At 60.3% G+C, this 24416-nt stretch carries 18 protein-coding genes and 5 pseudogenes; 6 read left to right on the top strand and 17 right to left on the bottom strand.

Annotation, left to right across the window (positions count from 1 at the left end; all coding sequences use genetic code 11):
• Window positions 1-9: 9 nt before the first annotated feature.
• From HDG37_RS26670 to HDG37_RS26650, 5 genes and pseudogenes are all read right to left on the bottom strand, one after another.
• A complete protein-coding gene (locus tag HDG37_RS26670) occupies window positions 10-813 on the bottom strand; it encodes an ATP-binding cassette domain-containing protein (protein WP_090812430.1) in 804 nt (267 codons plus the stop codon).
• A 68-nt stretch (window positions 814-881) separates the two neighbouring features.
• Complete coding sequence (locus HDG37_RS26665) at window positions 882-1940, bottom strand: sugar ABC transporter substrate-binding protein (protein ID WP_184052624.1); 1059 nt, start codon at window positions 1938-1940, stop codon at window positions 882-884.
• Window positions 1941-1955: 15 nt separating this feature from the next.
• On the bottom strand, window positions 1956-2141 hold the full coding sequence (locus HDG37_RS26660; protein ID WP_090812432.1) for a hypothetical protein: 186 nt from the start codon (window positions 2139-2141) through the stop codon (window positions 1956-1958).
• A gap of 32 nt (window positions 2142-2173) precedes the next feature.
• Entirely contained in the window at window positions 2174-3118 is a 945-nt protein-coding gene (locus HDG37_RS26655) for an AraC family transcriptional regulator (protein ID WP_184052622.1), read from the bottom strand.
• Window positions 3119-3925: 807 nt separating this feature from the next.
• Window positions 3926-4138: pseudogene (locus tag HDG37_RS26650) on the bottom strand (DeoR/GlpR transcriptional regulator); the annotation flags it as partial.
• Window positions 4139-4262: 124 nt separating this feature from the next.
• Between HDG37_RS26650 and HDG37_RS39520 the strand changes: the two are divergent.
• Window positions 4263-4433 (top strand): hypothetical protein, encoded by a 171-nt coding sequence (locus HDG37_RS39520; protein ID WP_167368857.1) that lies wholly within the window; start codon window positions 4263-4265, stop codon window positions 4431-4433.
• A gap of 587 nt (window positions 4434-5020) precedes the next feature.
• Here HDG37_RS39520 and HDG37_RS26640 read toward each other — a convergent pair.
• A pseudogene (locus HDG37_RS26640) lies at window positions 5021-5125 on the bottom strand (DNA-binding protein); the annotation flags it as partial.
• A gap of 863 nt (window positions 5126-5988) precedes the next feature.
• Between HDG37_RS26640 and HDG37_RS26635 the strand changes: the two are divergent.
• A complete protein-coding gene (locus HDG37_RS26635) occupies window positions 5989-6147 on the top strand; it encodes a hypothetical protein (protein WP_167368858.1) in 159 nt (52 codons plus the stop codon).
• A 173-nt stretch (window positions 6148-6320) separates the two neighbouring features.
• On the opposite strand, the pseudogene HDG37_RS39515 reads toward HDG37_RS26635, so the two are convergent.
• Window positions 6321-6738 (bottom strand): annotated as a pseudogene (locus tag HDG37_RS39515) (SET domain-containing protein); the annotation flags it as partial.
• A 1187-nt stretch (window positions 6739-7925) separates the two neighbouring features.
• Window positions 7926-8518 (bottom strand): annotated as a pseudogene (locus HDG37_RS26620) (integrase); the annotation flags it as partial.
• Window positions 8519-9077: 559 nt separating this feature from the next.
• Here HDG37_RS26620 and nudC point away from each other — a divergent pair.
• Window positions 9078-10022 (top strand): NAD(+) diphosphatase, encoded by a 945-nt coding sequence (gene nudC / locus HDG37_RS26615; RefSeq protein WP_090812635.1) that lies wholly within the window; start codon window positions 9078-9080, stop codon window positions 10020-10022.
• A 15-nt stretch (window positions 10023-10037) separates the two neighbouring features.
• Here the strand turns inward: nudC and HDG37_RS26610 are convergent.
• Window positions 10038-10794 (bottom strand): annotated as a pseudogene (locus HDG37_RS26610) (IS5 family transposase).
• Window positions 10795-11254: 460 nt separating this feature from the next.
• Between HDG37_RS26610 and HDG37_RS26605 the strand changes: the two are divergent.
• The gene (locus HDG37_RS26605) at window positions 11255-11596 is read left to right on the top strand and encodes a hypothetical protein (protein ID WP_184052620.1); all 342 of its coding nucleotides are present in this window, start codon (window positions 11255-11257) and stop codon (window positions 11594-11596) included.
• 355 nt (window positions 11597-11951) lie between these two features.
• Here the strand turns inward: HDG37_RS26605 and HDG37_RS26600 are convergent, their stop codons facing one another.
• A complete protein-coding gene (locus HDG37_RS26600) occupies window positions 11952-12260 on the bottom strand; it encodes an EthD family reductase (protein WP_090812437.1) in 309 nt (102 codons plus the stop codon).
• Window positions 12261-12552: 292 nt separating this feature from the next.
• On the opposite strand from HDG37_RS26600, the gene HDG37_RS26595 reads away from it, so the two are divergent.
• Entirely contained in the window at window positions 12553-13035 is a 483-nt protein-coding gene (locus tag HDG37_RS26595) for a hypothetical protein (RefSeq protein WP_260335037.1), read from the top strand.
• Window positions 13036-13302: 267 nt separating this feature from the next.
• Window positions 13303-13494, top strand: a complete 192-nt coding sequence (locus tag HDG37_RS26590; protein ID WP_090812439.1) for a hypothetical protein — start codon at window positions 13303-13305, stop codon at window positions 13492-13494.
• Window positions 13495-13664: 170 nt separating this feature from the next.
• Here the strand turns inward: HDG37_RS26590 and HDG37_RS26585 are convergent, their stop codons facing one another.
• From HDG37_RS26585 to HDG37_RS26555, 7 genes are all read right to left on the bottom strand, one after another.
• Complete coding sequence (locus HDG37_RS26585; protein WP_090812440.1) at window positions 13665-14462, bottom strand: H-NS family nucleoid-associated regulatory protein; 798 nt, start codon at window positions 14460-14462, stop codon at window positions 13665-13667.
• Window positions 14463-14853: 391 nt separating this feature from the next.
• Window positions 14854-15186, bottom strand: a complete 333-nt coding sequence (locus HDG37_RS26580; RefSeq protein ID WP_260335036.1) for a group II intron maturase-specific domain-containing protein — start codon at window positions 15184-15186, stop codon at window positions 14854-14856.
• Window positions 15187-15454: 268 nt separating this feature from the next.
• Window positions 15455-16900, bottom strand: coding sequence for a cytosine permease (locus tag HDG37_RS26575; RefSeq protein WP_184052618.1), 1446 nt, complete (start codon window positions 16898-16900; stop codon window positions 15455-15457).
• A 777-nt stretch (window positions 16901-17677) separates the two neighbouring features.
• Window positions 17678-18661: an MDR family oxidoreductase gene (locus HDG37_RS26570; protein WP_184052616.1), complete on the bottom strand. Its 984-nt coding sequence runs from the start codon at window positions 18659-18661 to the stop codon at window positions 17678-17680.
• A gap of 83 nt (window positions 18662-18744) precedes the next feature.
• On the bottom strand, window positions 18745-20412 hold the full coding sequence (locus HDG37_RS26565; RefSeq protein ID WP_184052614.1) for a GMC family oxidoreductase: 1668 nt from the start codon (window positions 20410-20412) through the stop codon (window positions 18745-18747).
• 209 nt (window positions 20413-20621) lie between these two features.
• Complete coding sequence (locus tag HDG37_RS26560; RefSeq protein ID WP_260335035.1) at window positions 20622-23102, bottom strand: CoA transferase; 2481 nt, start codon at window positions 23100-23102, stop codon at window positions 20622-20624.
• Between the two features lie 289 nt (window positions 23103-23391).
• Complete coding sequence (locus HDG37_RS26555; RefSeq protein ID WP_260335034.1) at window positions 23392-24147, bottom strand: LysR substrate-binding domain-containing protein; 756 nt, start codon at window positions 24145-24147, stop codon at window positions 23392-23394.
• Window positions 24148-24416 lie beyond the last annotated feature (269 nt).

The raw sequence follows: 24416 nt of genomic DNA, 5'->3' as shown, positions 1-24416 counted from the left end.
TTCCTCGGTTCAGATGCGCGGTTGAGCCTGGCGACGGTCCGCGCGACGCGAGACCGCGTTCTCAGTGGCACCCGTGATCGCGGCCACCAGTTCCTGATTCGACGAATCGGGATAGAAAATGCCATTGTTGCGGCCCAGCCGCAGCACGACGATTCGATCGGCCACGGCGCGCACGTCTTCCATGTTGTGGCTGATCATGATCACGGCGTGGCCGCGGTCGCGCACGCGCTCGATCAGGTTGAGCACCTCGGCGGTCTGCGCGACGCCGAGCGCCGCCGTTGGCTCATCGAGCATGATCAGCTTCGGGTCTAGCAACAGCGAGCGCGCGATCGCGACGGTCTGCCGCTGACCGCCCGACAGCGACGCGACCACATCGCGCACGCTCGGGATGCGGGCCGACAATTCGTTCAGCAACGTCCAGGCCTTCACCTCCATCGCGACTTCGTCGAGACGCAGCGGACTCAGTTCGCGCCCGAGATAGATGTTCGCGACGACATCGAGGTTTTCGCATAGCGCGAGATCCTGGAATACCGTCGCGATGCCGAGATCAAGCGCCGCGGCGGGATTGGACAGCGTCACCTGCCGGCCGCCGAACGTGATCGTGCCGGTGCTCGGCTGATGGACACCCGCGAGCACTTTCACGAGCGTCGATTTGCCCGCACCGTTATCGCCGACCAGCGCAACGACTTCGCCCGCGCGCACGTCGAGCGCGATATCCGTCAGCGCCGAAACCGCTCCGAAGTGCTTCGAGACGCCGCGCAGGCTCAGCACCACCTCGCCGGGCGTGGACCGCGTTGTGGAGTCGTCAGTCATTTGACAGATACCTCATCGTGAGTAGCGGGATCCACCCGCACCCGGACCCCGTCAGACGCAGCGCCGTTTCAGTCCGCGATGCCCAGCTTCTTGCAGCCGTCGGCGTAGCGGCCCGTGCACAGATCCTTGCCGCTCGCAAAGCCCTTGTCGACGACTTCGGCCTTCAGATTCTTCGCGGTGATCACCGCCGGCTTAAAGAGCTGGGTCGGCGTGTTGAAGAGCTTCGTCTCGGCTTTCGGTGCCTGGCCGTTGAGAAAGCCGACGGCCACCTTCGCCGCTGCGGCCGCCACGATTTCGCTTGGCTTCAGGATCGTGTTGTACTGGTCGCCCGCGATGATGAGCTGAAGTCCCGCCAGCGTCGCATCGTTGCCCGTCACGGGCGGCACCGGGTTCACGCCGGCTGCCTTGAAGGCTGCGATCGCGCCGCCGCCCGTGCCGTCGTTCGCGGCCACGACACCGACGATCTGCGGCCCGAAGCGCGTGATCTGCCCGCTGACCCATTGCTGGGCTTTCGGCGGCGCCCAGTCGGGCGTGTCGTATTCGGCCAGCGTCTTGTAACCGCTGCCCTGCAAGCCGGCGTGGATGCCCTTCTTGATCAGGCCCGCTGCCGCGTCGGTTGGGGAACCATTGACTTCGAGCACGCCGCCCTTGCTGGTCGGCACGTTGGTCTCTTTAAGGTGCTGAACGAGCGATTCGGCGATCGCCTTGCCGATGCCTTCGTTGTCGAACGACACGTAGTAGTCGGCGGGCGTCGAGGGCACGGGACGGTCATAGGCGATCACCTTGATGCCCTGGCTCTGTGCCATGTGCACCAGCGAGGCAGCCGCCGTCGAGTCCACCGGATCGAGCACGATCACCTTTGCCCCTTGCGCAATCACCGAATTGAACTGCTGCTGCTGCGTCGACACATCCGCGTTGGCGTTTTGATAAAGGACCTTGCAGTCCGGACAGAGCTTGCCCATTTCGGCTTTGAAGCCAGGAAAGTCATGTTGTTCGTAACGCGTCGACGCCTGGTCGGGCATCAGAAAAGCAACCGTGGCGCTCGGCGCGGCAAATGCCGTAGTGCCGCCCAGCAGGCTGAGGCTCAGCGCGCCGGCGCAGAGCAATTGATTCGAATGTCTGGTCATCGCTTGTCTCCGTTTTTAGAAAAATTTCAGTCCGGGAGCTTCCGTGATTCGGCAGCGCGCCATGCCTTTCTTGTTGAAGTGCGGGTGAAATCCGTTGAATCGATGTTTCGCCTCAAGCGCCGTGGGTTCCGAAATGAACACCATCCGGAAACGCGACTGCGCGGGATCAGAGGACAAGATCTCCACGGTGATACTGCGCATTCGCGTCGTGCTTTGCCAACTTCTTGACCGTACTAGCCGACTGCTTCCACCGCATGAACCGCGTCGCGAGGCTCGTTCGCACTCGCTGTACCGAGCTTCCGCCAGGCGCGCCATTGCGACCGTGACATGCCTTTCGGCAGCAGGAATTGTCGGTTGAAATTCGACAGATTGTTGAAGCCGACCTGATAGCAAATATCCGTGATGCTCAGTTCGCCCGACATCAGCAGTTGACACGCGAGATCGATGCGAAGCCGGTTGACGTACTGCACGAACGGCACGCCGGTGTGCCGGCGGAAGTAGCGAGAAAATGCGCTCGCGCTTTGCCCGGCGAGTTGCGCCAGTTCGCTTTCTCGCAGTTCCTGCGACAGATTCCTGCCGATGTACGAGAGCACATTATTGATGCGCGTCTCTGCGTAGTGCGCCGCATCCGCGCGGTAGGCGGCGCTGGCGACTTTCACCGCCCCGTTGCTTTGCACGAGCAGATCGAGCAGTGCGACGAATAGCGTGATGCGCCGGATACCCTGCGCGCCGAGCATCTCGCGCATGACGGGTTCAGCAGCCGCGCCCGTTTCCGGTGCGAACAGCACGCCCCAGCATGACGCCTCGAGCAAGGGCTCCACCCGTTTCAGCTCAGGAAAAACGGCAACGGCGCGCGCGACGAATTCGGCATCGAATTGCAGGATCAGGCAGCGCTCGTCGACCCGTTCGCCCGGCGGCACATTGCTGACCCAATTGTGCGGCAGCTTTGTTTCGGTCATCACGAGATTGCCGGGCTCGAAGTCGCCGATGAAATCGCCGACGAAATACTTGCCCGCTGTCGACGTGATCAGGTGAATTTCGTATTCAGGATGGAAATGCCAGCGCACGGTGCGGTACGGATACCCATGCGAGCAGACTTTGAACGATTCATCGCGCGGCACTGCAACCCATTCCAGATCCGGTTTGGCGATGGTCAGACGACGAGCCTCGTTTCGCATTGCAAGGCAATAGTTGCAAATTCCACATTGGCAAGCTTTGAGACCCTGAACGGCTTGCATCTGTCTGTCTCCTGAACCGGCTTTGCTCTTTTAATGCTACCGACTGCGCCACGACTGCTACATACGTTAGTCCCATCCGCGGTTTTTCACTACTTAAAATAAACGAATGACTGATACTTTTTGCATCCGGGTAATTCCGTAGGTCACGTTGAAACCCGTGAGGTTGCGAACAGATTCTGCCTCGGGAGATCGAGATGGCGCGCTGGCTGCCCGAACATCCGCCGGAGACGGTCACGCAGTTCATGAGCCCGCCGGCGGCAGGTCGAGACGAGCGAAACGGAAAGCGGGCTGTGCTGTCGGGCTGCCACCCCGCAGGACTTGCGCATTCGAATCCGCAGCCGGTTAGAGACCGGTGCCAACGAGTGGCTGGCCCGCGTTTCGCTGTGGGCACAATTTATGCAAGCTGAGCGCGCCGCGGTCGATCAGCTGCTCGGTATATGCAATGGAAGCGCGTTGCGAGCCAGTCGGTGCAACACGCCGCGTGCGACGAAGTATCGGACGCACCCTTGGCATGAGGCTACACAAGACGGTGCGCGAACTTGCCGCAACGAATGACGTGCTCGGGCGCTTGCCGCTACTAGCACGTATCGGCGCAGATGACGCCGCAACGACCAGCAAAGCGGCGAAGGCCGGGATAGCGTTGAGACCAGCCGACGTATCTATCCCACGTGGCCATGGAAATCCTGAGTTCTGTGTGCGGGGCGTCGGCATGCTATCGATCCGGCGCGGCGCTGGTTGCCCCGCCCGCTAGCCGTCCTGAGCGAGCGCCAGCTCGACGCCAGCCAGCCGGATTGCAACAGCGGCGCCCGGCGCGAGCCCGTTGTCGGTCACGATCAGATCGAACGCATCGAGCGCCGCGACCTTATACAGCCCGACCGTCCCGTACTTCGAACTGCCCGACACGAGCACCGTGCGCGAAGCCGCATTCATGGCCGCGCGCTTCACATCGACCTTGAGCGCCGAAGGCGAACAACTGGTTGCGCGTTTTTTCTAGTGATCGAATTTGTGTGCGAGCCTTGCAGGAACTGGATGATCGTCTATTGGGCGCCGGATCGGTTAAAGTCCAGATTTATGGATGCCCTGAATGGATGGAAAGCACCGCTGGCAAGCGATTCCGGTGAGACTGAGCCTTGCGCAGTTTGAAGAATTTGTCTTGCCCCACCTGATCCGTGGTCGGCGCGGGCCGCCGCCGCAGCTAAGTTTGCACAGGATATTCAACTACGTTCTGCAGGTGCTTTATATGGGATGCCAGTGAAAGGCACTGCCGATCGATAAGGATTGCCTGGGTCGTCCTGAAATTCACCACACCCGCATCTACCGCGCGATGCGGCGCTGGCAGGCGGCGGGTTGCATGGACGCCATCTTTGCGGGCTCGGTCGGCAAGCTTCATAAGGATCAGTTGCTCGATCTGGCGTCATTCACGGCGATGGCACGACGACGGCGGCGAAAAAAGGCGGTGACAATCTCGGTTACAGCGGTCATAAACATCTGAAAGGCGACAAGGTGGTGGCCTTCTGCGATCGTGGCTGCAACGTCATCGCGCCGTTCGTCGCCGCTGCGGGCAACCGCAACGAATCGCCCCTGCTGCGTGACGCGCTGCCCAGACTGAGCCAGATGGCGCGCGCCATCGGCATGGACCTGAAAGGCGCGCGCGTCAGTCTGGACGGCGTCTACGACTGCCGGGCCAACCGCAAGGCCATTTTCAACCGGGGCATGGTTCCCAACATTCCGGAAAACCCGCGCGGTCGCAAGAGAGCAAAGCGCGGTCGCAAGCAGAGCTTCGACCCGGCCAATCTCCCGGTAGGTCGCCGTCATCAACGCGTTGACGCTGCGGGCGGCGGCCGCGCGCGTGATGGCGCCTGGCACTGCATCGATGACTTCGCCGGTGGCGGCCCTGGTGTCGCCGGTGCGGGCTGCGACCGCGTCAATCAGTTCCTGTTTATTCATGTTCGATCGGTTGTTGTTGGCCAGACCCGCAACGTACGGCAACGGGCGGTCCGAACGCAAACGCGCCACGCACGTGCCCAAGGTAGCGCCCGCCCCCTCCGTTTTCCCGGCCAGCGCGGGCTGCCGGAGCGTGACAGACGGAAAATCGTCCAGCGACCAGCAGCGCTGTCGCGGCACTGCGGTAACAGTCGGTGTGTGCGGCTCCGTCATTGCGAAACGGTCTCGACGTTGGAGGGGCGGACCAGGCGACCATGACGGTTAGTTGCGTCATCCGGTATTAAATGAACCGGTAAGGCGAGCTTTTGCAGGAGCGCGGACACTGGAACGCTGAGGCTTTCCTCCTGCAGTCCGTCGTGACATCGCTAACCGCATCGGGCGCCTTGGCGATGCGGCGGCACGTAATGGCGCCGGGCAAATCGTTTGCGCCTTTGCGCCGGAGGTCCTATGAAGTCACACGCGGATCTGCCATCGGGACGGCAGGAATTCGCCCTTATGAGAGCGTCGAACGCACATGTCAGGGCCGAATCGATACTCGAACCTCCAGATTTCAGTCTGCGTAACGAGCGAAGCCGAATGTGGTCGGTCGAGGAGGATGCCATGTGGAACCGATCGGCGATGATGACAAGATCACCGTTCGGCAGACCAGGCTGCCCCTGGTCGCGCCGCCGTTTGCCGAGTAGGACAAGCAGCGCTAAACCCGGGTCATCAACGCGCCCATGCTCGTGGCAGCCTCTTCGCATCCTTCCCGGTTTGGGCTGCGCAAGGCGGCAGGAGGCGGCAGCAAGAAGGAACGGGTAGAGTACCCGACGCGTCGGCGCATCACCTAAACTGTAAGCATGTTTGCGACTCGACAGGAGGCCGCCATGGCCGAATCAATTTCGGGAATCATGCTGGGAGTGATCGTTCTGATCATGGCTGCCATCCTCGTGACGGAGCACTACCGACGTGAACATCACAGGAGCCGGCAACTCCGCTGGCTGGACACCCATCCGATGCGGGACTGGTTGCACCGCAGGCCTTGAAGCACAGCCAGACACCTGCCTTGTTGACTGTCCACCCATTGCGGGCAATTCCGGCAGCGCAAGCGACAGGGGCCAGCCGTTTGCGCTCCACTCCGGACGAGCTGTGCTCCGGGACTTTGCCAGCGTCTGCATGACCCGGCCCGTCCCGGGTAACGCTCGCTTCCCGGGCCCGAGCATGGTGCGGCGGCACCACCGCACAGGCACGCGTAGTACCGACACAGGTCACCATCAAGTGGCTCGTCCGTCTCCAGTCGGTAATCGATAAAGAGTTCGCCGCCAGCCGTAATGTCCCGGATCGCGTGGTTGAACACGCGCCCCGCCTCCTCAACTGCCTCGCAGTTCGCCGAGCAGCAGTGATTCAGCCAGCGCGCGCTGTTGCCCCCGCGGCTGCCGTCGATCACCCGGCCGTCCTCCAGCCCGAAAAAGAACGTGTGTCCCTCGATGCCGTCTCGCCGGTGCTGCGCGGGCGGCCCGTCGCCAGGAAATCACCTCACCCCTGTATTCCAACACGCGCTCCCCCGCTTTCAGCGTCCGCAGCGCGAACACTCCTTTCCCATGCACCGGCGATCGCCGGACTACCACCCGCCGCATTGCTTTCCCCCCATTATCCGAGCCGGATTCAGTTCCTGTTTTTCATGGACTGCCCTGTTCGGTTAGTGAAACCGCACCCTACCGCATCGCACAGCTCTCGGGCGAACGCAATGTAGGCTTGGGGCGTGACGGCGGATGTCATCTGCCATGTCGTGCGTTGAAATAGCAGCAGGCCCCCACGTTCACCCAGCCTCCTGAAACGTCCCGTCCGCAAGTTCCGAAAGGCTGCCCGATTTGACTACGCTGCGCAACATCGCACACGGGGTTTCCTCTCATGCTTCGGCCTGATCCGGCGGCACTTCGCGCTGCCTCGACATCTGATGAATGCAGCACGCTTGTCGATGACGTCACGCAGCGCTCCGTCCGTACTACCTCGCTTGGCCGGCATACAACAACCGAGACGATGCGGTGTCGCGCAGCACTGGTGAGGAGCGTCTCCGCTGCAAACGTCGGTCGCACTTAATCGCAGCGCCCGCCCGCCACACTGGGCAATTTGCGTCAAATCCTTTGCTTACCTCTTCCCGCCGGAGCGTGCTGCGCTCCCACGGTTGCCGCCAGACGTGCCGCCTGTAGTACTCGGCCAGTTGCCGCCGTAGAAACTGTTCGGCGCTCGGCCGCGCCAAGAGCTACCTGCCTTCGAGCCCGCTGCACGGGACTGCCCGCCCGTTGGCTGCCCACCTTGGCCACCGTCGCGCTCGCTCATAGTTCACCCCCGAGTACCATGACTGTCGGCCACCGAGACGGTGGTGGCCTGACATCCCTCTAAGGTCATCAGCCTTTCGCCGTCAAACAGCGGCAATAGCTTCTTCCCTTTGGCGGCGCACACGTGCCGCAATCCGCTTGCCAGCGCGTACGACGCTGACACGCCCGATACGAAGACGATACGGGTGGCGCGTATGAGCCGAGTAGCCGATGCCGCGGCTCGCGGCGAGGTCGGGAGATCGCCAGAGGGCGTCCGACCGCGTCGCGCCACGCATCGGGCGGTAGTCGGCCGCAAGCCGCCGTTCACATGCGTTTTCGGTGGGCCGTTCAGGCGTCAGTTCCACCCCGCAACCGGCCATCTGATTGTCGGCGGCGAATGCTCCTTCATCGGCCTTAAGGCCGAGGACTTGCCCTTCTAGGTGCCGAGGCGGTTGACCCATGCACGCCGGAAGTTTGCGTTGATTTTTGTGCATGCTGAAAGCGCGGAAGTCGTTCGGAAAACGTACGTGTGTCATTGCGGCGGAAGCGTTCGCATCCGGATACGCAAGTCCGTCGGCGATGGTCCGTACGAGCGCCCATTCGCCTTCCGTGAACGCATGCGACGCATCGAGCGTCGTTTGCGCCATGGCCGCCACGCATGGCGAGCACGTAGCGCTGCTCGACGAGCCAGCGAAACAGGGCGCAGAGGAGATAGCGCATGCGCGGCCGAGCGGTTCGACAGGTTGCCGTTGAACCGCCGCCAGTCAGGTGACGTACGCGGACGCACGGGTCCGACCCAGCGTCCGCGCGGCGATGGATGGCGAAGAAACGCGCAGTAGGCGATCGCATCTTCAGTCGTCAGCGACGGCAGGGCGCGGCCGCGCTCGACGATCGCCCACGGGATCAGGCGCTCGGCCTCCTTGCGGTAGGTGCGCCGGGTGACGGGCGACTCCTGCAGCGCGAGCCAGGTCTGCGGCCCCTCATAGTCGTTCGGCGCATCCAGCGTGCGCGTCACGACCGGCGCGCTCGCGACCACCAGCGCCCGGGCTTTTTCGGTGGGGGCGGGCCAGGCGGCAAAGAACTGTTCGATCGCGCGCGCACTCGCCCGTAGATCGAAGGAAATACGCGACAAGCAACACTTCTCGATCCGGCAACGCCGCGCTCGGCTCAGAGGATCCAACAGAGCAGGCGCAAATCGATTTCCACAAGGGTGGATCGCATGTCCAACGGACCATGGCGTCCGGGGCATCCTTCACTGTCGTCGATGCCATCCCGTATAAACGACGACAATCAACATCACCACGGGCACCATTAAAATAATCGCCCTCAGAATGTCATGGTTCATGGCTACTCCTATGCGCCATTAGCCGGCGCGTCATTTCCCTTCTCGAGTTTACTCCTCAGCGCCACCACCGGAATTCCGGCGGTTTCGGCCGGCGCGTCTGTGTCCGGAACACAGGCAACAGCGAGGTCTTACACACGAGGGACAGTTGTTGCGCCGACTCGCATTAGATCCGGCTCCTCGCATGTGGCGTCCTGCACGACACTGCTCGCCGCGACGCAAATCAGCGCGCCCCCGGATGACCGCATGGCTCATCCCACCGGGAAGGACGCCATGCCATACTTGCAAACCCTCTGCCCATGCGTCAATGATCGTAATGACCGCTCCTTCCGCGTCCATCGGCTTTAACTTCAACCCTCTCGATCGCCGCTCCGACAAGCGGGACGACGGCGTCCTCATCGAGCGGCTGCGCAGCGACCCGGCAGCGCGCTTTCTCGTCTTCGACGGCGACGTCCCCCTACTCAAGCGCGGCAGAGAGCACGAGCCCTGGTTCCTCGCGCGCGAAACGGCTGCTTTTGGCCAGCCCCTCGGTAGCGTATTCCTTGGGGTAGATAGCGACGGCAGGGGACGCTTCGCGCTCGGCTTCACGTTCGGCCTCGCGCCAGAAGACCCATCTGGAGGTGTAGTCCACGAGCGCATCGACCTTCGCTCGATCGCGCTGCAGGGCCTCGTTTCCACTGGGATGCTCGGAATACTGGGCGAAGCGAAGTCGATGCTCGACTGGCACCGCCGCCACTCCTTCTGCGCAAACTGCGGCTCCGCAAGCCGCGTCGTGGCGGCCGGCTGGCAACGCATCTGCGATGTTTGCGGCGCACGCCATTTCCCGCGGGTAGATCCCGTCGTGATCATGTTGGTGATCGATGGCGAACGGTGTCTGCTGGGACGCCAACGGCATTTCGCACCGGGAATGTACTCCGCGCTTGCTGGTTTTGTTGAACCGGGCGAGACCTTCGAAGACGCCGTGCGCCGGGAAGTGTTGGAGGAAGCTTGTGTGAAGTGTGCACAGGTTGCCTACTTCGCGTCGCAGCCGTGGCCGTTTCCTTCATCATTGATGATCGGCTGCTTTGCGCAGGCGAGCGATACTGACATCGTTGTCGACACGGTGGAACTCGAAGACGCGCGCTGGTTCACCCGCGCTGAAGTCGCCGCGATGCTCACGGGAACCCACTCAAGCAGGCTGTCGGCGCCCAAGCCGTTTGCCATCGCTCATCATTTGCTGCAGGAGTACATCGCTAAGGGTGCCTCGGTATTGCGTGGCTGAATGCCTAGGTTCTGTTCACATTCTTACGAGCGGTCCAAAGGCACAGGCAAGCGAAGCGAAGGCGAGATAGTTCCCTGCCAGTTTGTCGTAGCGAGTGGCGACACGACGAAAATGTTTGATACGACTGAAAAAGCGTTCGACGATGTTCCGGGTCCGATACAGCACGCGGCTATAGCGACGCTTGGTCTTTCGATTCGAACGCGGTGGGATCACGGCCTTCGCACGCGTAGCGCGGATGTTCTCCACAAAGGCGTTCGAATCGTAGCCCTTGTCAGCGATGACCGCACCGGTGCGCAAATGCTCAACCAGTTCATTCGCGCACGTAATATCGGAACTTGTCCCTCGGTGGCAATCAACCGCAGGGGGCGTCCGGCGTCATCAACGGCCAGGTGCAACGTGGTGGTCAGTCCGCCTCGCGAGCGACCGAGCGCTTGCGGACCGTTTTTTTTCGAGCTCCGGACGAATGCTGGTGTGCGCGCACGATGGTCGAATCGATCAACACATGCTTGATCTCGGTTTCGTCGGCCACGGCGTGGATCACGCGTTCCCACACACCCTTGCGACGCCACCTGGAGAAACGCATGTACACCGTATGGCATCGGCCGAACGCCTTCGGCAAATCGCGCCACGGGCAGCCGGTCCGGCCGATCCAGAGGACAGCTTCGACAAACCAACGATTGTCGGTCGCCGTTCGACCTGGATCGCCTTCCTTGCCCCGCAAGACGGATTCGATTCGTGCCCATACTTCATCGCTCAATAACGTTCGAATCATCTTGGCCTGCTCGCGCAAAAGACAAGATGTAAACACATTTCATCGAATGTAAACAGCCCCTAGTGACCAACGTTCCGTCGAAAGTCCTCAAAATGGAGCGCTCGCAGTTACACGTGTTTGCCGTAACCCAGGGCCGGCAGCCTCGGTCACTGCGGCGCAAAGCGGCGGCGGAAACCGATTCTCGCCGCCCGCCACGCTTTACCCTGCCAGCCCGGCACGGGTGACGTGTGACGACCCAGGCGGTGTGCAAACTCGATGGAATTACGATGCGACGCCATGACCGCTGACTCCAGCGGCGCGTTTGGCCGCTTCTTTTGGCCATCTCGGCGACCGCGAGAGGGAGAGCCGGGCTACAGTGGGGAGTGGTACTGGCGCGCAGCATGACCGCGCGACGAGGAGGAAGCCGCGGAAAATCCTGTCAGGCGATAATCACCGCTCGAAATCAAGATAAGCCGTCCCTATGAACGACACTTATCGTGACAAAACGCGGGTGTCTTTCGGGCCGGTTGAGGCCTACGCTCGGCGTCATCTGCGCGTCGCCGGCGTCATCGGCGAGGCCATCACGTTGTCCCTGCAGGACGCTATCGAGGAGCAGCGCGTGGCCTCGCCCCTGCTCAACCTGACAGAAGGTACCGGTCTCGAGATCGGTCATCTCAGCCTTGTTACCGTCGATCGGGACGGTCGCCTGGGACTCGTCACTAACATCGACAGACGGCCCCTGGGAACTGGCGACCGTCTCCGACGGCATCCGCGTGGCGCTGTCGATGAAAGACCCAAAGGCGTCGGCGGCCGCAACAGTTGAGGCGCAATTGCGCGGCATCGCCGCCCGACTGGTCGTCTGCATCGGTTACGCTAGCTGAAGCGCGCTTTGCGCGACGTTGCGCCCACGATCGTGCGCGCATAGCCGGCCCCTGCCGGCGCCGAATCAGCCATCGGCGCTCATCCGCGGCAAAGGTGCCGGGGCATGGAATCGTTCGGGAGAGCCGTCCGGGCGAGGAGCACAAGCTGTCATGAGATTGCTTATTGGCGTCCGGGCGCGGGACACCGCCAATCGATTTGAGGATGCGACCGTAAATGCAGGCTAGGGGTCCGCTCCGCTGCCTGGAGACGCCTGTGCTGGCTACCCGGGAGAACGCAGCCAGCACAGTGAGGCGGGACTACGCAACTTTCGTATCGAAGATCAGAAGATCGACGCCCGCTTGCGCGAAATCTCCCAGATCCGCCGCGGTCGCCTGACCTTCGGGTGAGCCAGGCGCTGACTTGATGACGTCGATCGAATCGAAGCCAAGCATGGCGACGAGATGGTAAGGCGAGTCGCCTTGCGCCATCGCCACCGGCCCCGCGCTGATCTCATAGCTTTTCAGGCCCGGCAGTGTCTTCGCCAGTGGAGCATGGGTCGACGCGTAATAGTCATCTAACGGCTTTTCATCGGATGGTTTTTTGTAAAGCGCGACGAGATGGGCCATGCTTTGTCTCCTGTAAGCGACTTGAATTGGGATGGTGTGCTTCTCCCGGGGGGGGGGCCGATGCGCGGCACATCATGCGGCTTCGGCAATGGAGAGCCCGTTGAGTGTATGAATGGGCGGCGACAGTGGCTTTGTCCGGACAAAGCCACTGTCGCCGCCCACAGGCAATTCAGTTGAGGCCGTCTGCCCTCAGGGAACAGTTCGATGAGGGACGTTAAATCTGCCTGTGACTCTTGATTGCAGGGAAACCGTCCCAATATGTGCCGTTGAACTGAATTGCCCGATCCCGGACATGCCGAACAAGAAAAGACACCGTTCACTACTTCAGCCGTCGGCGGCAGCACATTCAAAAGCGCGGTTACTCCCCATGCCGCGGAAGGAAGCCTCGGATCTGGTGCTGCGCGCGCGCATCGCGCTGGAGCGTTTGCGCAATGGCGAGGCGGACCGACCGCTGATCAATCTGGTCTCGCAGGTCACGCTTATCGTGCGGTTTGTCGTCCAGGCAGGACACGGAAAGCTTGATATCGAGGTCCTTGAAGCCGTTAAGCGCGGTCTGGAAGATGCCCTCGCCGAGGCCGATAACACCGGGATCTGGAATGTTTCTGAAACGTTAATCGATGGTCTCATTGACGTGATTAACGAGTACGACCGGCAGATCTGCGTCACCCGTATGGAGATTCTTGTCCGCGCGAGTGATCACCTGGACAGGCTTTCCTATCAGGCAGCAGCGCGCGACACCCGGGCCGCCAATAGCCACGTCCAGCTGGCACGGTAACCTTTTGGCTCAGGTGCACCGGGCACAGACATCGACCGCGCCATGCGCGAGGTTCGCCCGTAAGCGGATCCGCCCGCGGAGAGGACTCGCGATCGTCAAACCTCGCTGCTTGCCGGCAGTGCGCGGAGCGCACACAACCGCGGGACCGGCAACCGTTAATAATGGCTTCTCAATGGCTGACCACGTTACACTGCCTGCGGAGCCCTGCCCCTCCAGCGCCTGTGTACGCTGAAGGCACTGTTGAACACGTCGCCCGAACGAAAAAACATGGATATGCGCGTCAGTTACGAACACAGCCTTGCTTCATCCCCGGACCAGTTCATTGTTCAGGTCCCCTCGCAGCTCGTGAGCGATGTGCCTGCCAACGTTCCGCGTGCGTTACTGCCCGAGTACATCACCAACCTGATCATCCAGCGGTCGCCGGCAATCGGAAAGATTCGCAACCTCAGGATTCTGTAGGCCGCGAGCCCTCAGCATTCCTGTTGCGAGCCTCGCGCCACATCGTTCATCAGGAAGCAACTGCCAGGGTTGTATCAGAGACGGACATGCCGGCCGTGCCAAAGGGCCGCACGGCTGCGCAAACACGGGACCGGGCTGCGAAGACGTTCTTGCAGCCCGTCCTCTGATACTTATGCCTCGGCAGACGTACCCGCGACCTCTGGCGCCGCTTGCGGTGCAACGGCTTCGACCGGAGCCGCCGACTTCACGGTGCTTTTCGCCGCAAGGGGCTTTCGCGATACAGGTGGCCTGGCTTTTCCAACACTCTTCGGCGTGCTTTTCTGCGCTGGTGCAGCGGCTTTTTTTGCAGAAACCTTCCTGGCGGCCGGCTTTGTGGCTGTCGTCTTCCTGCCTATTGCCTTCTTCGCAGCCGTCTTGCTGGAAAGGACTGCTTTGCCTGTGCTCGCCTTCGGAGCACCTGCGGGCTTCGAGGTTGTCGCGATCAGGAACTTCGTCCGGTCCTTTGCGCTGGCGATCCACGCCGGTGCCCGACCCCGACCGCTCCACGTCGCGCCTGTTTTGGGATCCTGATACATCGGAGTCTGGGGCGCCCGGACGGACTTCCCGGCGTTCGGCGCTTTCTGTGCAGTCGACGCTGACTTCGCAGCAGTACCGGTAATCAGGAACTTGTTGCGGTCTTTCGCGTTCGCTAGCCAAGCCGGTGCCCGACCGTGGCCAGTCCACGTGGCGCCCGTCTTTGGGTCAGCGTATTTCGCAGCCGATGCCTCCCGCTTCGCCGGCGAATTCACGCCGGGTTTTCGACCGCGACGCTTGCCCACAGATGCTTCGATATCAGCAATGGTCAAAGCGTGCTGATCCATCAGACCTCGGATCTTCGCGATAACCTTGGCGGAATCTTTCGTTGCGACCGCTGCCGCCTGGGCCTGAAGTTTTGCGATTTCTTCCTGAATGGATTCCAGCGTTGCCATAGGTTACTTTCCTTTGTATTAGATGATGAGCGGCACTATGCCACATCGCCCAGCGAATACAACATCCCAAATGACACCGGAAGAGAGTTGATACAGTTCGGGAATGTCGCCTCTGGCTGATGCAGGTATCGGGTATTCGAATTGTGTCCTTGAACGAGGTCAGAACTTCGTTCGTGATCGAACGCCGCAACATCGCAACGGGCAAGGTTCTAACGCATCGCGCTCAATGTATGCCATTGCCACGCTGACCGTTGCCCCATTTACCCTGAAGATGCAGTCGATGTCGATGGCAAAAGACGGAATCGGGATAGGGGCAGGCCTCACGGCCCGCCCCCTCCCACACCACCGTGCGTACGGGTCCGTACACGGCGGTTCGGATCGGTTGCCCGGCTTAGATATTCAACGATGGAAGACCAAGCGATCGCAGAAGGCGATTGGTCAGTGCCCGTTGCAACGCGGGGCTATTACTCAGCCGCCAGGCGTTGTGCGGGGATCCTGCAGTCTGGGCGGCAAGATTCCGATCGACACCGCGCGCCAGCAACTCCCGGAAGCGGGTACGGCCGCGTCGCCACTGCTTCCAGAAGAAGCAGCGGATGCGACGACGTACCCATTCATCCAGTCGCTGAAGAACACTCGGCGTTTCGCAGAAACCGAAGTAGCCGCGCCAACCAGTCAGATATCCAACTGGTTGCGGGTTTTCGAGGGCCGTGGAGTTTGTCTGCAAGCCACGCCAGGACTGGAACTTCCATAACGGATGCGGGAACCGGGTAAAGTCCGGATTTCGGGGTATTCGTCCTGCCCGTGCAAAATCTGGCGGTAGTCTCCCGGAGAGTCGCGCCCAGTAAGGCTTGCCGTTTCCGCGTCCGTTACGCCCAGCTGGATCTAGCAAACTATTGAAAAGTCACTGCTTTTCGGAGCGAAGCGCCAGATTTTGCACGAAAGGTACGACTACCCCTTGAGACGCTCAACGGTTGTCATGATTTGCGGAAATATCAATAAGCATCAAGCCCAATATCTGCCGCGTGAGCTCGAATTCGTTCAGACTCCATATCCAATGACTGGCATGTCCAGTAGTAGATACCCGCCGACACCACAAGTCCGACGATCATGCCGACATCCGTGCCTCCAAGGAGACGTGCGACCGGACCGGTATAGATTCCGTTCGAGAAGAACGGAATCATCGCTGTAAATCCCACGAAGTACGCCGTCAGCCCGCGCCAGTTCCACCGCCCGTACATTCCATTCGAGTTAAAGATTTCCCTGACCGAATAAGTGGTCTTGCGCACAAGGTAGAAGTCGACAAGGTTGATGGCGGTCCACGGGGTGAACAGATACAGGAGGATGCCAAGGAAGTCGCCGAATTTCGCCATGAAATCACCCGACGCGCCCAGTGCAATGAGCGTCGCCGAGACAGCGACAATCGCAAGGCTGACGAAACGGGTCGTTGTGGTGGGACGCGACGGTCGGAACGAATCAGCAATGCTCAGCAGCGTGAGCGACGCCCCGTAGAAGTTCAGGCTCGTCATCGTCAACAGCGTCGCCAACGACAACACGAGGGTCACCGTGCCGAGCCCCGGATAGATCGAGTCGCCCACGACTTGGACCGCTGCTGAAATATCGAGCTTCCCATACATCGCGGCGGCCGCCGTGCCGACGAGCATCATCCAGGTGCCGCCTATGAATGCGCCGAGATAGGTCCACCAGAACGACGCACGGACACCAACGTTCGCCGGCAAATAACGCGAATAATCAGACACGTAGATTGACCAGCTCAATTGATAGGCTGCCGCTGCGAAAAGTTGCGCGAAGAATGGGATCGTCCTGAAACCACTCAGACTGAATTGCGATGCGTCGAAGTGGACGCAGAATATCAAGCCCGCACAAAACACCGTCAGCACGACGATCATCGCCGCGGCAAGCCATTGCTGTGCCTTATGTATCAAGTCGTGTCCGAGGAAAGCGACCGTAAGCGCCAGCACGGTGAATATGACCAGGCTGCCTTTGGCGCCGGCATGGATCAAGTGATGAACCGTATCACCGGCAAGCACCTGATTGAATGCGTTGTAACCAACGTAGGTAATAAACGCAACGACCCACACGAGAAGCGCCCCCATGTAGCCGAACTGGGGACGCGACTGGATCATCTGTGGCAGGCCGAGTTGCGGACCTTGGGTCGAATGGAATGCCATGAAAAACGAACCCAGCGCGGAACCAAGCACTACCGCGAGCGCAGTGCACAGAAGGTTGGCGCCCATGGCGCTGCCGATCGCTCCCACTGCAAGCGTCGCGATCTGCGCGTTGCCAGAGAACCAAATCGGCCCCAGGTGCCAAACCTTCCCATGCCGTTCGGACAACGGTACATAATCGATTGAACGCCGCTCGACTGTCAGACGGGCCTTCGGTCGCGCTCGTGAAATGGGTGAAGTAGTCTGCTGCATGTTTGTCTCCAAGTCTTTTGATATAGGGGGCGATGTCGACGCACCGTTCGCTAACGCGCAACCTGTACGCGGCCAGTTCTCCTTCCGCATGAGGCATATAACCGGTACAGCGCATCAGAAAGCGAAGCATCGGTCTGGACCGCGACAACCTCTGATCGCGATCACTTCCGAGCTACACGGATCATTTCCGCGTACGATAAAGGGGGCTATCTCGGCAAATACTCTTCGGACCAGCGCTCACCAATTGCGCGCCATGCAACCAGCCCGTCGATCTCATCGTCCGGGTATGCAGGGACAAGCGGCAACGGCAAAGAACTCGGGCTGATACCCGTCGACGCAGTTCTGGCTCACACCGGTGAATATGTCCGACGCAGACGCGACGATCGTTTCGAACGCACGCCATTCGCCGGACTGGACCAGCGCGGACCACCAAGAGGTTCGAAATGCACGACGGTCGCACCAAGATCCGCAAGGATCTTGGCGACTGCGGGGGTCCGCAATGTACCGACCAGAATCGATCACGTTGATGCCGCTCAACGGGCGCGCTTTGCTTTGTTCCATCATTTATCGTCTCGTCTCCCGATCCATCGTTTTGCATGACCGTCGATCGTTTTGCTGTCTATCCCTGTTCCATCGACCACCAATGCAGCGACACATTTAACGGCGACGGTGACTCCATGACTCACTTTCGGGCAGATCCAGAAACCGGTAAAGCAATAAAAAAAACGAGGGTGGGTATGTTTTTTTTATGACTAGGTGGGTCGCACACTCCGGTACTCAGGCGTTCACATTGACGACGACCCGCCCACGCAACTGACCGTCGAGCAGCTTCGTGGCCAACGGGACTACCTCGGCAAGGCCAATCTCATTGAAAATCAGAGAGAGCTTCGATATGTCGAGGTCAGTCCCGAGACGCTTCCATGCAAGTAAGCGGTCAGCGCGTGTGCACAAAACACTGTCAATACCGACCAACGTCACGCCACGCAGGATGAACGGGGCCACTGTGGCCGGGAAGTCCATTCCGCCAGCCAGGCCGCAGGCTGCAACGACTCCGCGATACCGGGTGCCGGCACAAATGTTGGCCAGGGTATGGCTGCCGACGACATCGACTGCGCCAGCCCAACGCTCACGTGCCAAAGGTTTGCCGGGCGAAGAGAACTCTCGCCGATCGAGCACCTGGGCGGCGCCTAGTCGCATCACGTAGTCGGCCTCCTCCAGGCGACCCGTGACACCAACCACGGTATAGCCAAGTTTCGAGAGCACCGCGATCGCGACGCTGCCTACCCCGCCAGCAGCGGCAGTCACCACGATCTCCCCCTTGCCGGGAGTCACTCCGAGGCGCTCCAGGGCAAGCACGCACAACATTGCGGTGTACCCCGCCGTACCGATCGCCATGGCCTGCTGAGGTGTGAATTGCGCGGGCAACGGCACGAGCCAGTCACCATTCAGGCAGGCCTTCTGCGCAAGACCTCCCCAATGCTGCTCGCCGACGCCCCAGCCGTTGAGTAGAACCTGATCGCCTGCCTGATATTCGACATGACGGCTGTGCTCCACAACACCGACCAAGTCGATGCCCGGCACCATCGGAAATTTTCGTACTACTGGACCGCGGCTCGTTATGGCGAGCCCATCCTTATAGTTGAGCGTCGAATGACTCACGCGTATGGTTACATCTCCGTCGGGCAATTGCGACTCGTCGATGTCCTTCAGTGTTGCGTGGCAACCTGCCTCATCCTTCTCAATCAGAATTCCCTTGAACACACGCACCTCCTATTTCCAATCGCGTTAGATTCGCGTTCGGGCTTATGCTCACGTCAACAACGCCATGCATATGCCTCACCGTCTTAATTAACTGCGCGCTTTCTATCCATGCGAATCATCTCACTAGCGCGCTCTGCGATCATCAATGTTGGCGAGTTGGTGTTACCCGATGTGATCGTCGGCATGATCGAAGCATCGACCACCCGCAAGCCGTTCACACCGTGCACGCGAAGACGGGAATCGACAACGGAGTCCGGATCGTCCGCCATACCCATTCGGCAGGTTCCGACCGGATGAAAGATTGTTGTTCCCACGTCGCCTGCCGCACGCCGCAATTCTTCTTCGGTCTGGAATTGAATTCCAGGGAGAATTTCCTGTGGCCGAAACCGCTCAAGTGCGGACGCCGACACAATGCGCCGGGTCAGCCGCAGCGCGTTTGCCGCGACATGACGGTCCTCCTCGGTCGAAAGATAGTTGGGCGCAATTCTCGGTGCCATCGCTGGATCACTCGACGTGATGTGCACGCTGCCCCGCGACGACGGCCGCAACTGACAAACTGACGCGGTGAACGCGTCGAACGGATGCAACGGTTCTCCGAACCGCTCGAGTGACAGCGGCTGTACATGGTACTGAACGTCAGGTCGCGTCAGCGTTCCATCATTCGGATCTGACTTTGCAAACACGCCGAGCTGCGACGGCGCCATCGCCATCGGCCCACTTCTGAATACTCCATATTCGAGGCCGATCTTCAGTTTGCCCCACCAGTGAGCGCTGAGGGTGTTCAATGTCCGTACGCCCTCCACCTTGAATGCCATGCGCAACTGCAAATGATCCTGCAGATTCTCGCCAACACCCCGAAGATCCTTGACCACATCGATTCCATTCTTTGCCAAGCGATCGGCACTTCCGATTCCCGACAATTCCAGCAATTGGGGAGAATTGACGGCCCCTGCACAGAGAATCACTTCACGCCGGGCTCTTTCCACACGCGGCTCGTCGCCGAGACGGAACTCGATTCCGGTACACTGGTTATTCTCGAACATCAGTCGTCGTGTCTGCGCATTCGTGAGAATCGTCAGGTTCCCGCGCTTTGCCGCAGGTCGAAGATAGGCTTTCGAAGCATTCCACCGGACGCCGTGTTTTTGATTGACGTCGAAATACCCGACTCCGGTGTTGTTGCCTCTATTGAAATCGTCCGTCGCTGGTATGCCTGTCTGTTGCGCGGCTTGCGAAAATGTCTCGAGAATGTCCCATTTCAACCGCTGCTTCTCCACGCACCACGGGCCGCCAGCACCGTGAGCACCACTTGCACCACCATGGAAGTCCTCGCTCTTCTTGAACGTCTCGAGGACAGACTCCCACCGCCATGACGAATCGCCCGCTATGCGTGCCCATTCGTCGTAGTCCTCACTCTGACCGCGCATGTAGATCATGCCGTTGATCGACGAGCAGCCGCCAAGGACTCGACCTCGCGGATAGGCCAACGCCCTGCCGTTCAGCCCTGCCTCGTCACACGTCTTGTAAAGCCAATCGGTCCGTGGATTTCCAATGCAGTAGAGATAACCTACCGGGATATGAATCCAATGGTAGTCATCCTTTCCACCCGCCTCGATCAGCAGTACGGACACGTCTTCATCTTCGCTCAAACGACTTGCGAGCACGCAACCTGCTGTACCTGCCCCGACCACAATATAGTCGAACTCGCCCACCGACTGCTTCGAGCGGGTTCCGTTTATTTTTCCTGCCGACATCTTGCCTCCTGGCATCCGTGCATATCGATTACTGTCTGTTTCGGTCGCTCTGCCGCTCGGAAAGTAAATCCGATGCGAGCAAATGTAGACAACGTCAGGTTGATGTCTGCTTTACTACGGATCTAGACCGCAACCATTCCATGGTGATAAGCAGCAGACTTGAAAAGACGATAAATATACTTATGCTGCCCCACGTAGAACCCCGCCTACTAGCTAGGCAAATACTCTTCGGACCAGCTATCGCCGATCGCATGTCGCGCTGCGCGCATCTCGATCTCCGTATCGCTATAGCCAAACTCGTGCAGGACAGCGTGGGTCGACGCACCGAATTTCTCAGCCGGTAGCAACGCACGAATCCGTGCGTTGCGTGGACGAATCGCAAAGGGATCGAGCTGCGTGACACAGCGGCCGCTCGGATGGTCCGCATAGACGCTGAACGAATAGCTGCCGTTGTCGATACCGGGACGATCGTCGCCGGGCCTGCTATTGTGCCGGCGCAAATTGACGATGTTGTCCGGGACCGCCGCAGCGATATCGGCGGCCTGCAAGCGGGTTTGCCAGGTTTCGGCGGAGGCGGTGTCGAGGACGGACGCAAGAAACGCGGCCGGATCTTCGGCGGCGGCGATCCCGTTCAGACCGTCTACCCGATCCAGCTTATCCAGCTCGCTTTCGCTGGTGTCCACATAGATCCAGTTGTCCGCGGCGCGGAAGAAGCGCGACAGCGCGCCAGCGCCGCGTACGTCACGGCCGGACGGCTCGTCGAACGGGCCGCGGTTCGCATAGTCGTACGCGAACGGAATCTGTACCAGATTGCCAAGCGCCGCGAGGGAGGTTCTGGCTCGCCCGACTTCACCCGTTTTGGCCTTGCGATACAGTGCGGCCGCGACACCCAGTGCCGCCGCGAATCCGCACATGACGTCGATAGTTCCGACGTGAGCATGTTCCTCCGGCGTCTGCATGCCGCCGCCGAATCGCACCATGATTCCCGTACATGCCTGGATCAGATCGTCGTAGCCGAGATAGTCGGTCCGCGGCCCGCGTCGCGGCCCGCCAAAGCAGTCGAGCTGACAGAAGATCAGACCAGGATTGACGGCACGCAGGCTTGCTTCGTCGAGCCCCAGCGGCACCAGTTGACGATCAGGAGCGTTCATCACGATCACGTCCACAGACCGGGCAACGCGATTGAACACCTCGCGCCCATCCGGGTGATTCAGATCGACGAGCACGCTGCGTTTTCCACGGGCAGAAGACATCCCGAAGACCACGGTATTCCACGGGTCGTAATTCGGCGCGACCGGGTCGAGTTTGATGACATCGGCACCGAACCGGCCGAGAAACGACGTCGAATGCGGCCCGGCAATCACGTTGGTCAGGTCGAGAACGCGCACCCCGTCGAGCCAGCCCTGCGCGCCCGTCTGCGACGGAGGCGGCAGTTCGGCACTCGGCTGTTCATCGAGAATGGCCAGCGCATCCGGGAAGGTCACCGGACAGCGGGACTTCGGCGAGAGCATGGATTCTGCACAGTCTTCGAGCCACGCAACCGGTCCGGGCTGCTTCATCGTGCCGTACTCGAGATCGTCGACATTCACGATCAACCCAGCAGCATTGGCATGCTCATCGTGCAGCCACTCCTGCGTGGTACGGTGAGCTGCTCCAGGGAAGCCGCCCTCGCCAAAAATCTTTTCCCACTCGGCTGCGGTTTTCGTGCGGAAGACCTCCGTCATGCGCGCAGAAATACGCTTGGCCCAATGCTCGGGCAACGGATAGACCCCTAACGATGCATCCCCCTCCCATTCGGCAATCGGCAAGTACGGATCATCGACCCTCGGCAATCCGGCCGCCAGCATTTCCTCATAGAGCCCCATCGCCTGCAGGCAACGCCGCGCATGCGAGCGATGCGATGGACACACCGCGTAAAACTTGCGACCGTCGGCACACTCGTATGTGCGGTAGAACGGATCCAGATACTCTTGAAGCGCTTCGTACGACAGATCCATCGGAAGATCATTCGAGCGTCGGCGCTCGATTTCCTTTTCACGCAGCGTCTTGTATCGCTCGGGATAGCCGTCGATATGAATCGAATTGTAGGAGAGCCCTTCCATCACCGCCGAAGCCAGAGGTACTTCGACTTCATCGCCCATTCCAGTCCGCTGCCGCGCCTGCAACGCTAGCGCGACTGCAGAGACGGCCAGCATGGTGCCGTAGGCGGACGCAAGCGGCAAAGGCGAGAAACTTGGGTTGATTCCCATCAGTACGCGGTTCTGCCCCATGTCCGAGAAGACGCCCGAAGCGGCGGCGATAATCGGCTCGAAGGCACGCCATTCGCGACGCAATGAGTCGTTGCTCGCGAACCCCGGCATGGAAAGCGTGATCAGTTGTGGGCGTTCTTCACGCAGCTTCGCGAAATCGAGGCCCAGCCGCGCCATTACGCCAGGCCGGAAATTCTCGATAACGATGTCCGCATGTCGGATGAGACTCTTAGCTTCTTCCAGCCCCTTCTCGGCCTTCAGGTCGAGCCGCAAGCAATACTTGTTACGGTTCAGTACCGCATTGGCCGGACTATCCCAAAGCGGCCCACCAGGCGGGTCAACATGAATGACGGTGGCACCAAGATCCGCGAGGATCATGGCGACAGCGGGCCCCGCAATGTATTGGCCGAAATCGACAACTTTCACGCCGCTGAACGGCAATTGCTTGTTCTTTCCCATAATCTACCGAGTCGCCTCCAAACTAGTCGCATCGCGCGACCTTCCATCATCATGTTGTGGGTAAACCCCGTTACTGCCAGCCTTACGCGTTGAGATGCGCGTTGGATGGCGGTCAAACTGGGTGGAGGCAACTTTCGGCCAGAAGCCGTAGTGGGTAAAGCAATAAAAAAAACGATGGTGGGTCTATTTTTTTTATGGATAAAGCAATCGAGGAGGAGGTTGCGGGCCGCGCCATCGCGCTCTGCCCCGGATACGCGAGCCCACCCCAAAGTCAGTGTCGCGCGTGCGCTTCCTGCGCCTGTGCGTTTAACCATGCGACGAACGCAGCCGCATGAGGGTTAACAATGCTGTGCTGGGAGTAGACTAGGTAGAACGCCTCACTAGTAGGAAGGCGGGGTTTTAGCGGCGCAATCAGTTGTCCGGAAACCAGCATGTGTTCGACGAGAGATGACCGCGCGAGTGCAACGCCCTGGCCGAGTTCAGCGGCCTTCAGTGCAGAAATCAGCGTATCGAATTGCATCCCCTTCGACGAGTCGATTTTCGATGCACCGGCTCTTTTGAGCCAGTATCCCCACCCCTCCTCGTAGCCCAGCACGTGGAGAAGTTCGTGATACGCGAGATCCTTCGGCGAGGAGAGAGGCGCTTTGGGAGAAGGCAACCCGGGAGCACACACTGGCAACAGCGTGTCCCAGGTCAGTCGTTCGGCACGCAAGCCGCCCCATTTCCCGTGGCCGTAGCGGATCTCCAGATCGGCCTCGACGTCGGTGACACTGCTGTCGCCTCCCCAGATATTGCTCGTGATGCGCAGATTGACGTTCGGATACCGCTTGCGGAAATCCGGCAGACGCCATGAGAGCCAGTGCGTGAAAAACACGAGGCTTACACGCACGGTCAGTATTTTCAGGTGCCCTTGCCCGAAAATTTCGTCGGTGGCGGCAGCGAGTCGCTCGATCGCTTCGTGGACGACCGGCAGATATGCGAGCCCTGCCTCGGTCAATTCGATGCCGCGCGGCAGGCGCTTGAACAACGCCGTGCCATTTTCGGGCACCGCACGGATCACGAACTACAATGAGCGGTGGTCGCGTCAATGGCGACCAAGATCGTTTGCCCGAACGATACGCAACCGATACAAATCGATGCGGACCTCGAGTAATCGGTAGAACCAGCCTCTTCGAATGGGAGCCATAGTTCAACCGTCGTCGGGTATGACCGGCAGAGGCCGAAACCGTATCCTTCCGTCAACTTACAGAAGCAGGCTGTCTCGTCGACTGAAGAGAGCAGCCCGCCCCAAGCCAA

It is taken from the genome of Paraburkholderia sp. MM5384-R2, assembly GCF_014201025.1.
In the GTDB taxonomy this organism is placed as follows: domain Bacteria; phylum Pseudomonadota; class Gammaproteobacteria; order Burkholderiales; family Burkholderiaceae; genus Paraburkholderia; species Paraburkholderia tuberum.
The sequence above is the reverse complement of the archived record's forward strand: the minus strand, read 5'-3'. Positions and strand labels throughout refer to the sequence as shown.

Bases quoted from the DNA above. Each gene is read 5' to 3' on its own strand.
- HDG37_RS26635 (WP_167368858.1), top strand. From the start codon at position 5,989: ATGGCCGAATCAATTTCGGGAATCATGCTGGGAGTGATCGTTCTGATC.
- HDG37_RS26670 (WP_090812430.1), bottom strand. From the start codon at position 813: ATGACTGACGACTCCACAACGCGGTCCACGCCCGGCGAGGTGGTGCTG.
- HDG37_RS26660 (WP_090812432.1), bottom strand. From the start codon at position 2,141: ATGCGCAGTATCACCGTGGAGATCTTGTCCTCTGATCCCGCGCAGTCG.
- HDG37_RS26595 (WP_260335037.1), top strand. From the start codon at position 12,553: ATGCCGAACAAGAAAAGACACCGTTCACTACTTCAGCCGTCGGCGGCA.
- HDG37_RS26600 (WP_090812437.1), bottom strand. From the start codon at position 12,260: ATGGCCCATCTCGTCGCGCTTTACAAAAAACCATCCGATGAAAAGCCG.
- nudC (WP_090812635.1), top strand. From the start codon at position 9,078: ATGACCGCTCCTTCCGCGTCCATCGGCTTTAACTTCAACCCTCTCGAT.
- HDG37_RS26655 (WP_184052622.1), bottom strand. From the start codon at position 3,118: ATGCGAAACGAGGCTCGTCGTCTGACCATCGCCAAACCGGATCTGGAA.
- HDG37_RS26605 (WP_184052620.1), top strand. From the start codon at position 11,255: ATGAACGACACTTATCGTGACAAAACGCGGGTGTCTTTCGGGCCGGTT.
- HDG37_RS26585 (WP_090812440.1), bottom strand. From the start codon at position 14,462: ATGGCAACGCTGGAATCCATTCAGGAAGAAATCGCAAAACTTCAGGCC.
- HDG37_RS26590 (WP_090812439.1), top strand. From the start codon at position 13,303: ATGGATATGCGCGTCAGTTACGAACACAGCCTTGCTTCATCCCCGGAC.
- HDG37_RS39520 (WP_167368857.1), top strand. From the start codon at position 4,263: ATGGATGGAAAGCACCGCTGGCAAGCGATTCCGGTGAGACTGAGCCTT.
- HDG37_RS26565 (WP_184052614.1), bottom strand. From the start codon at position 20,412: ATGTCGGCAGGAAAAATAAACGGAACCCGCTCGAAGCAGTCGGTGGGC.
- HDG37_RS26575 (WP_184052618.1), bottom strand. From the start codon at position 16,900: ATGCAGCAGACTACTTCACCCATTTCACGAGCGCGACCGAAGGCCCGT.
- HDG37_RS26665 (WP_184052624.1), bottom strand. From the start codon at position 1,940: ATGACCAGACATTCGAATCAATTGCTCTGCGCCGGCGCGCTGAGCCTC.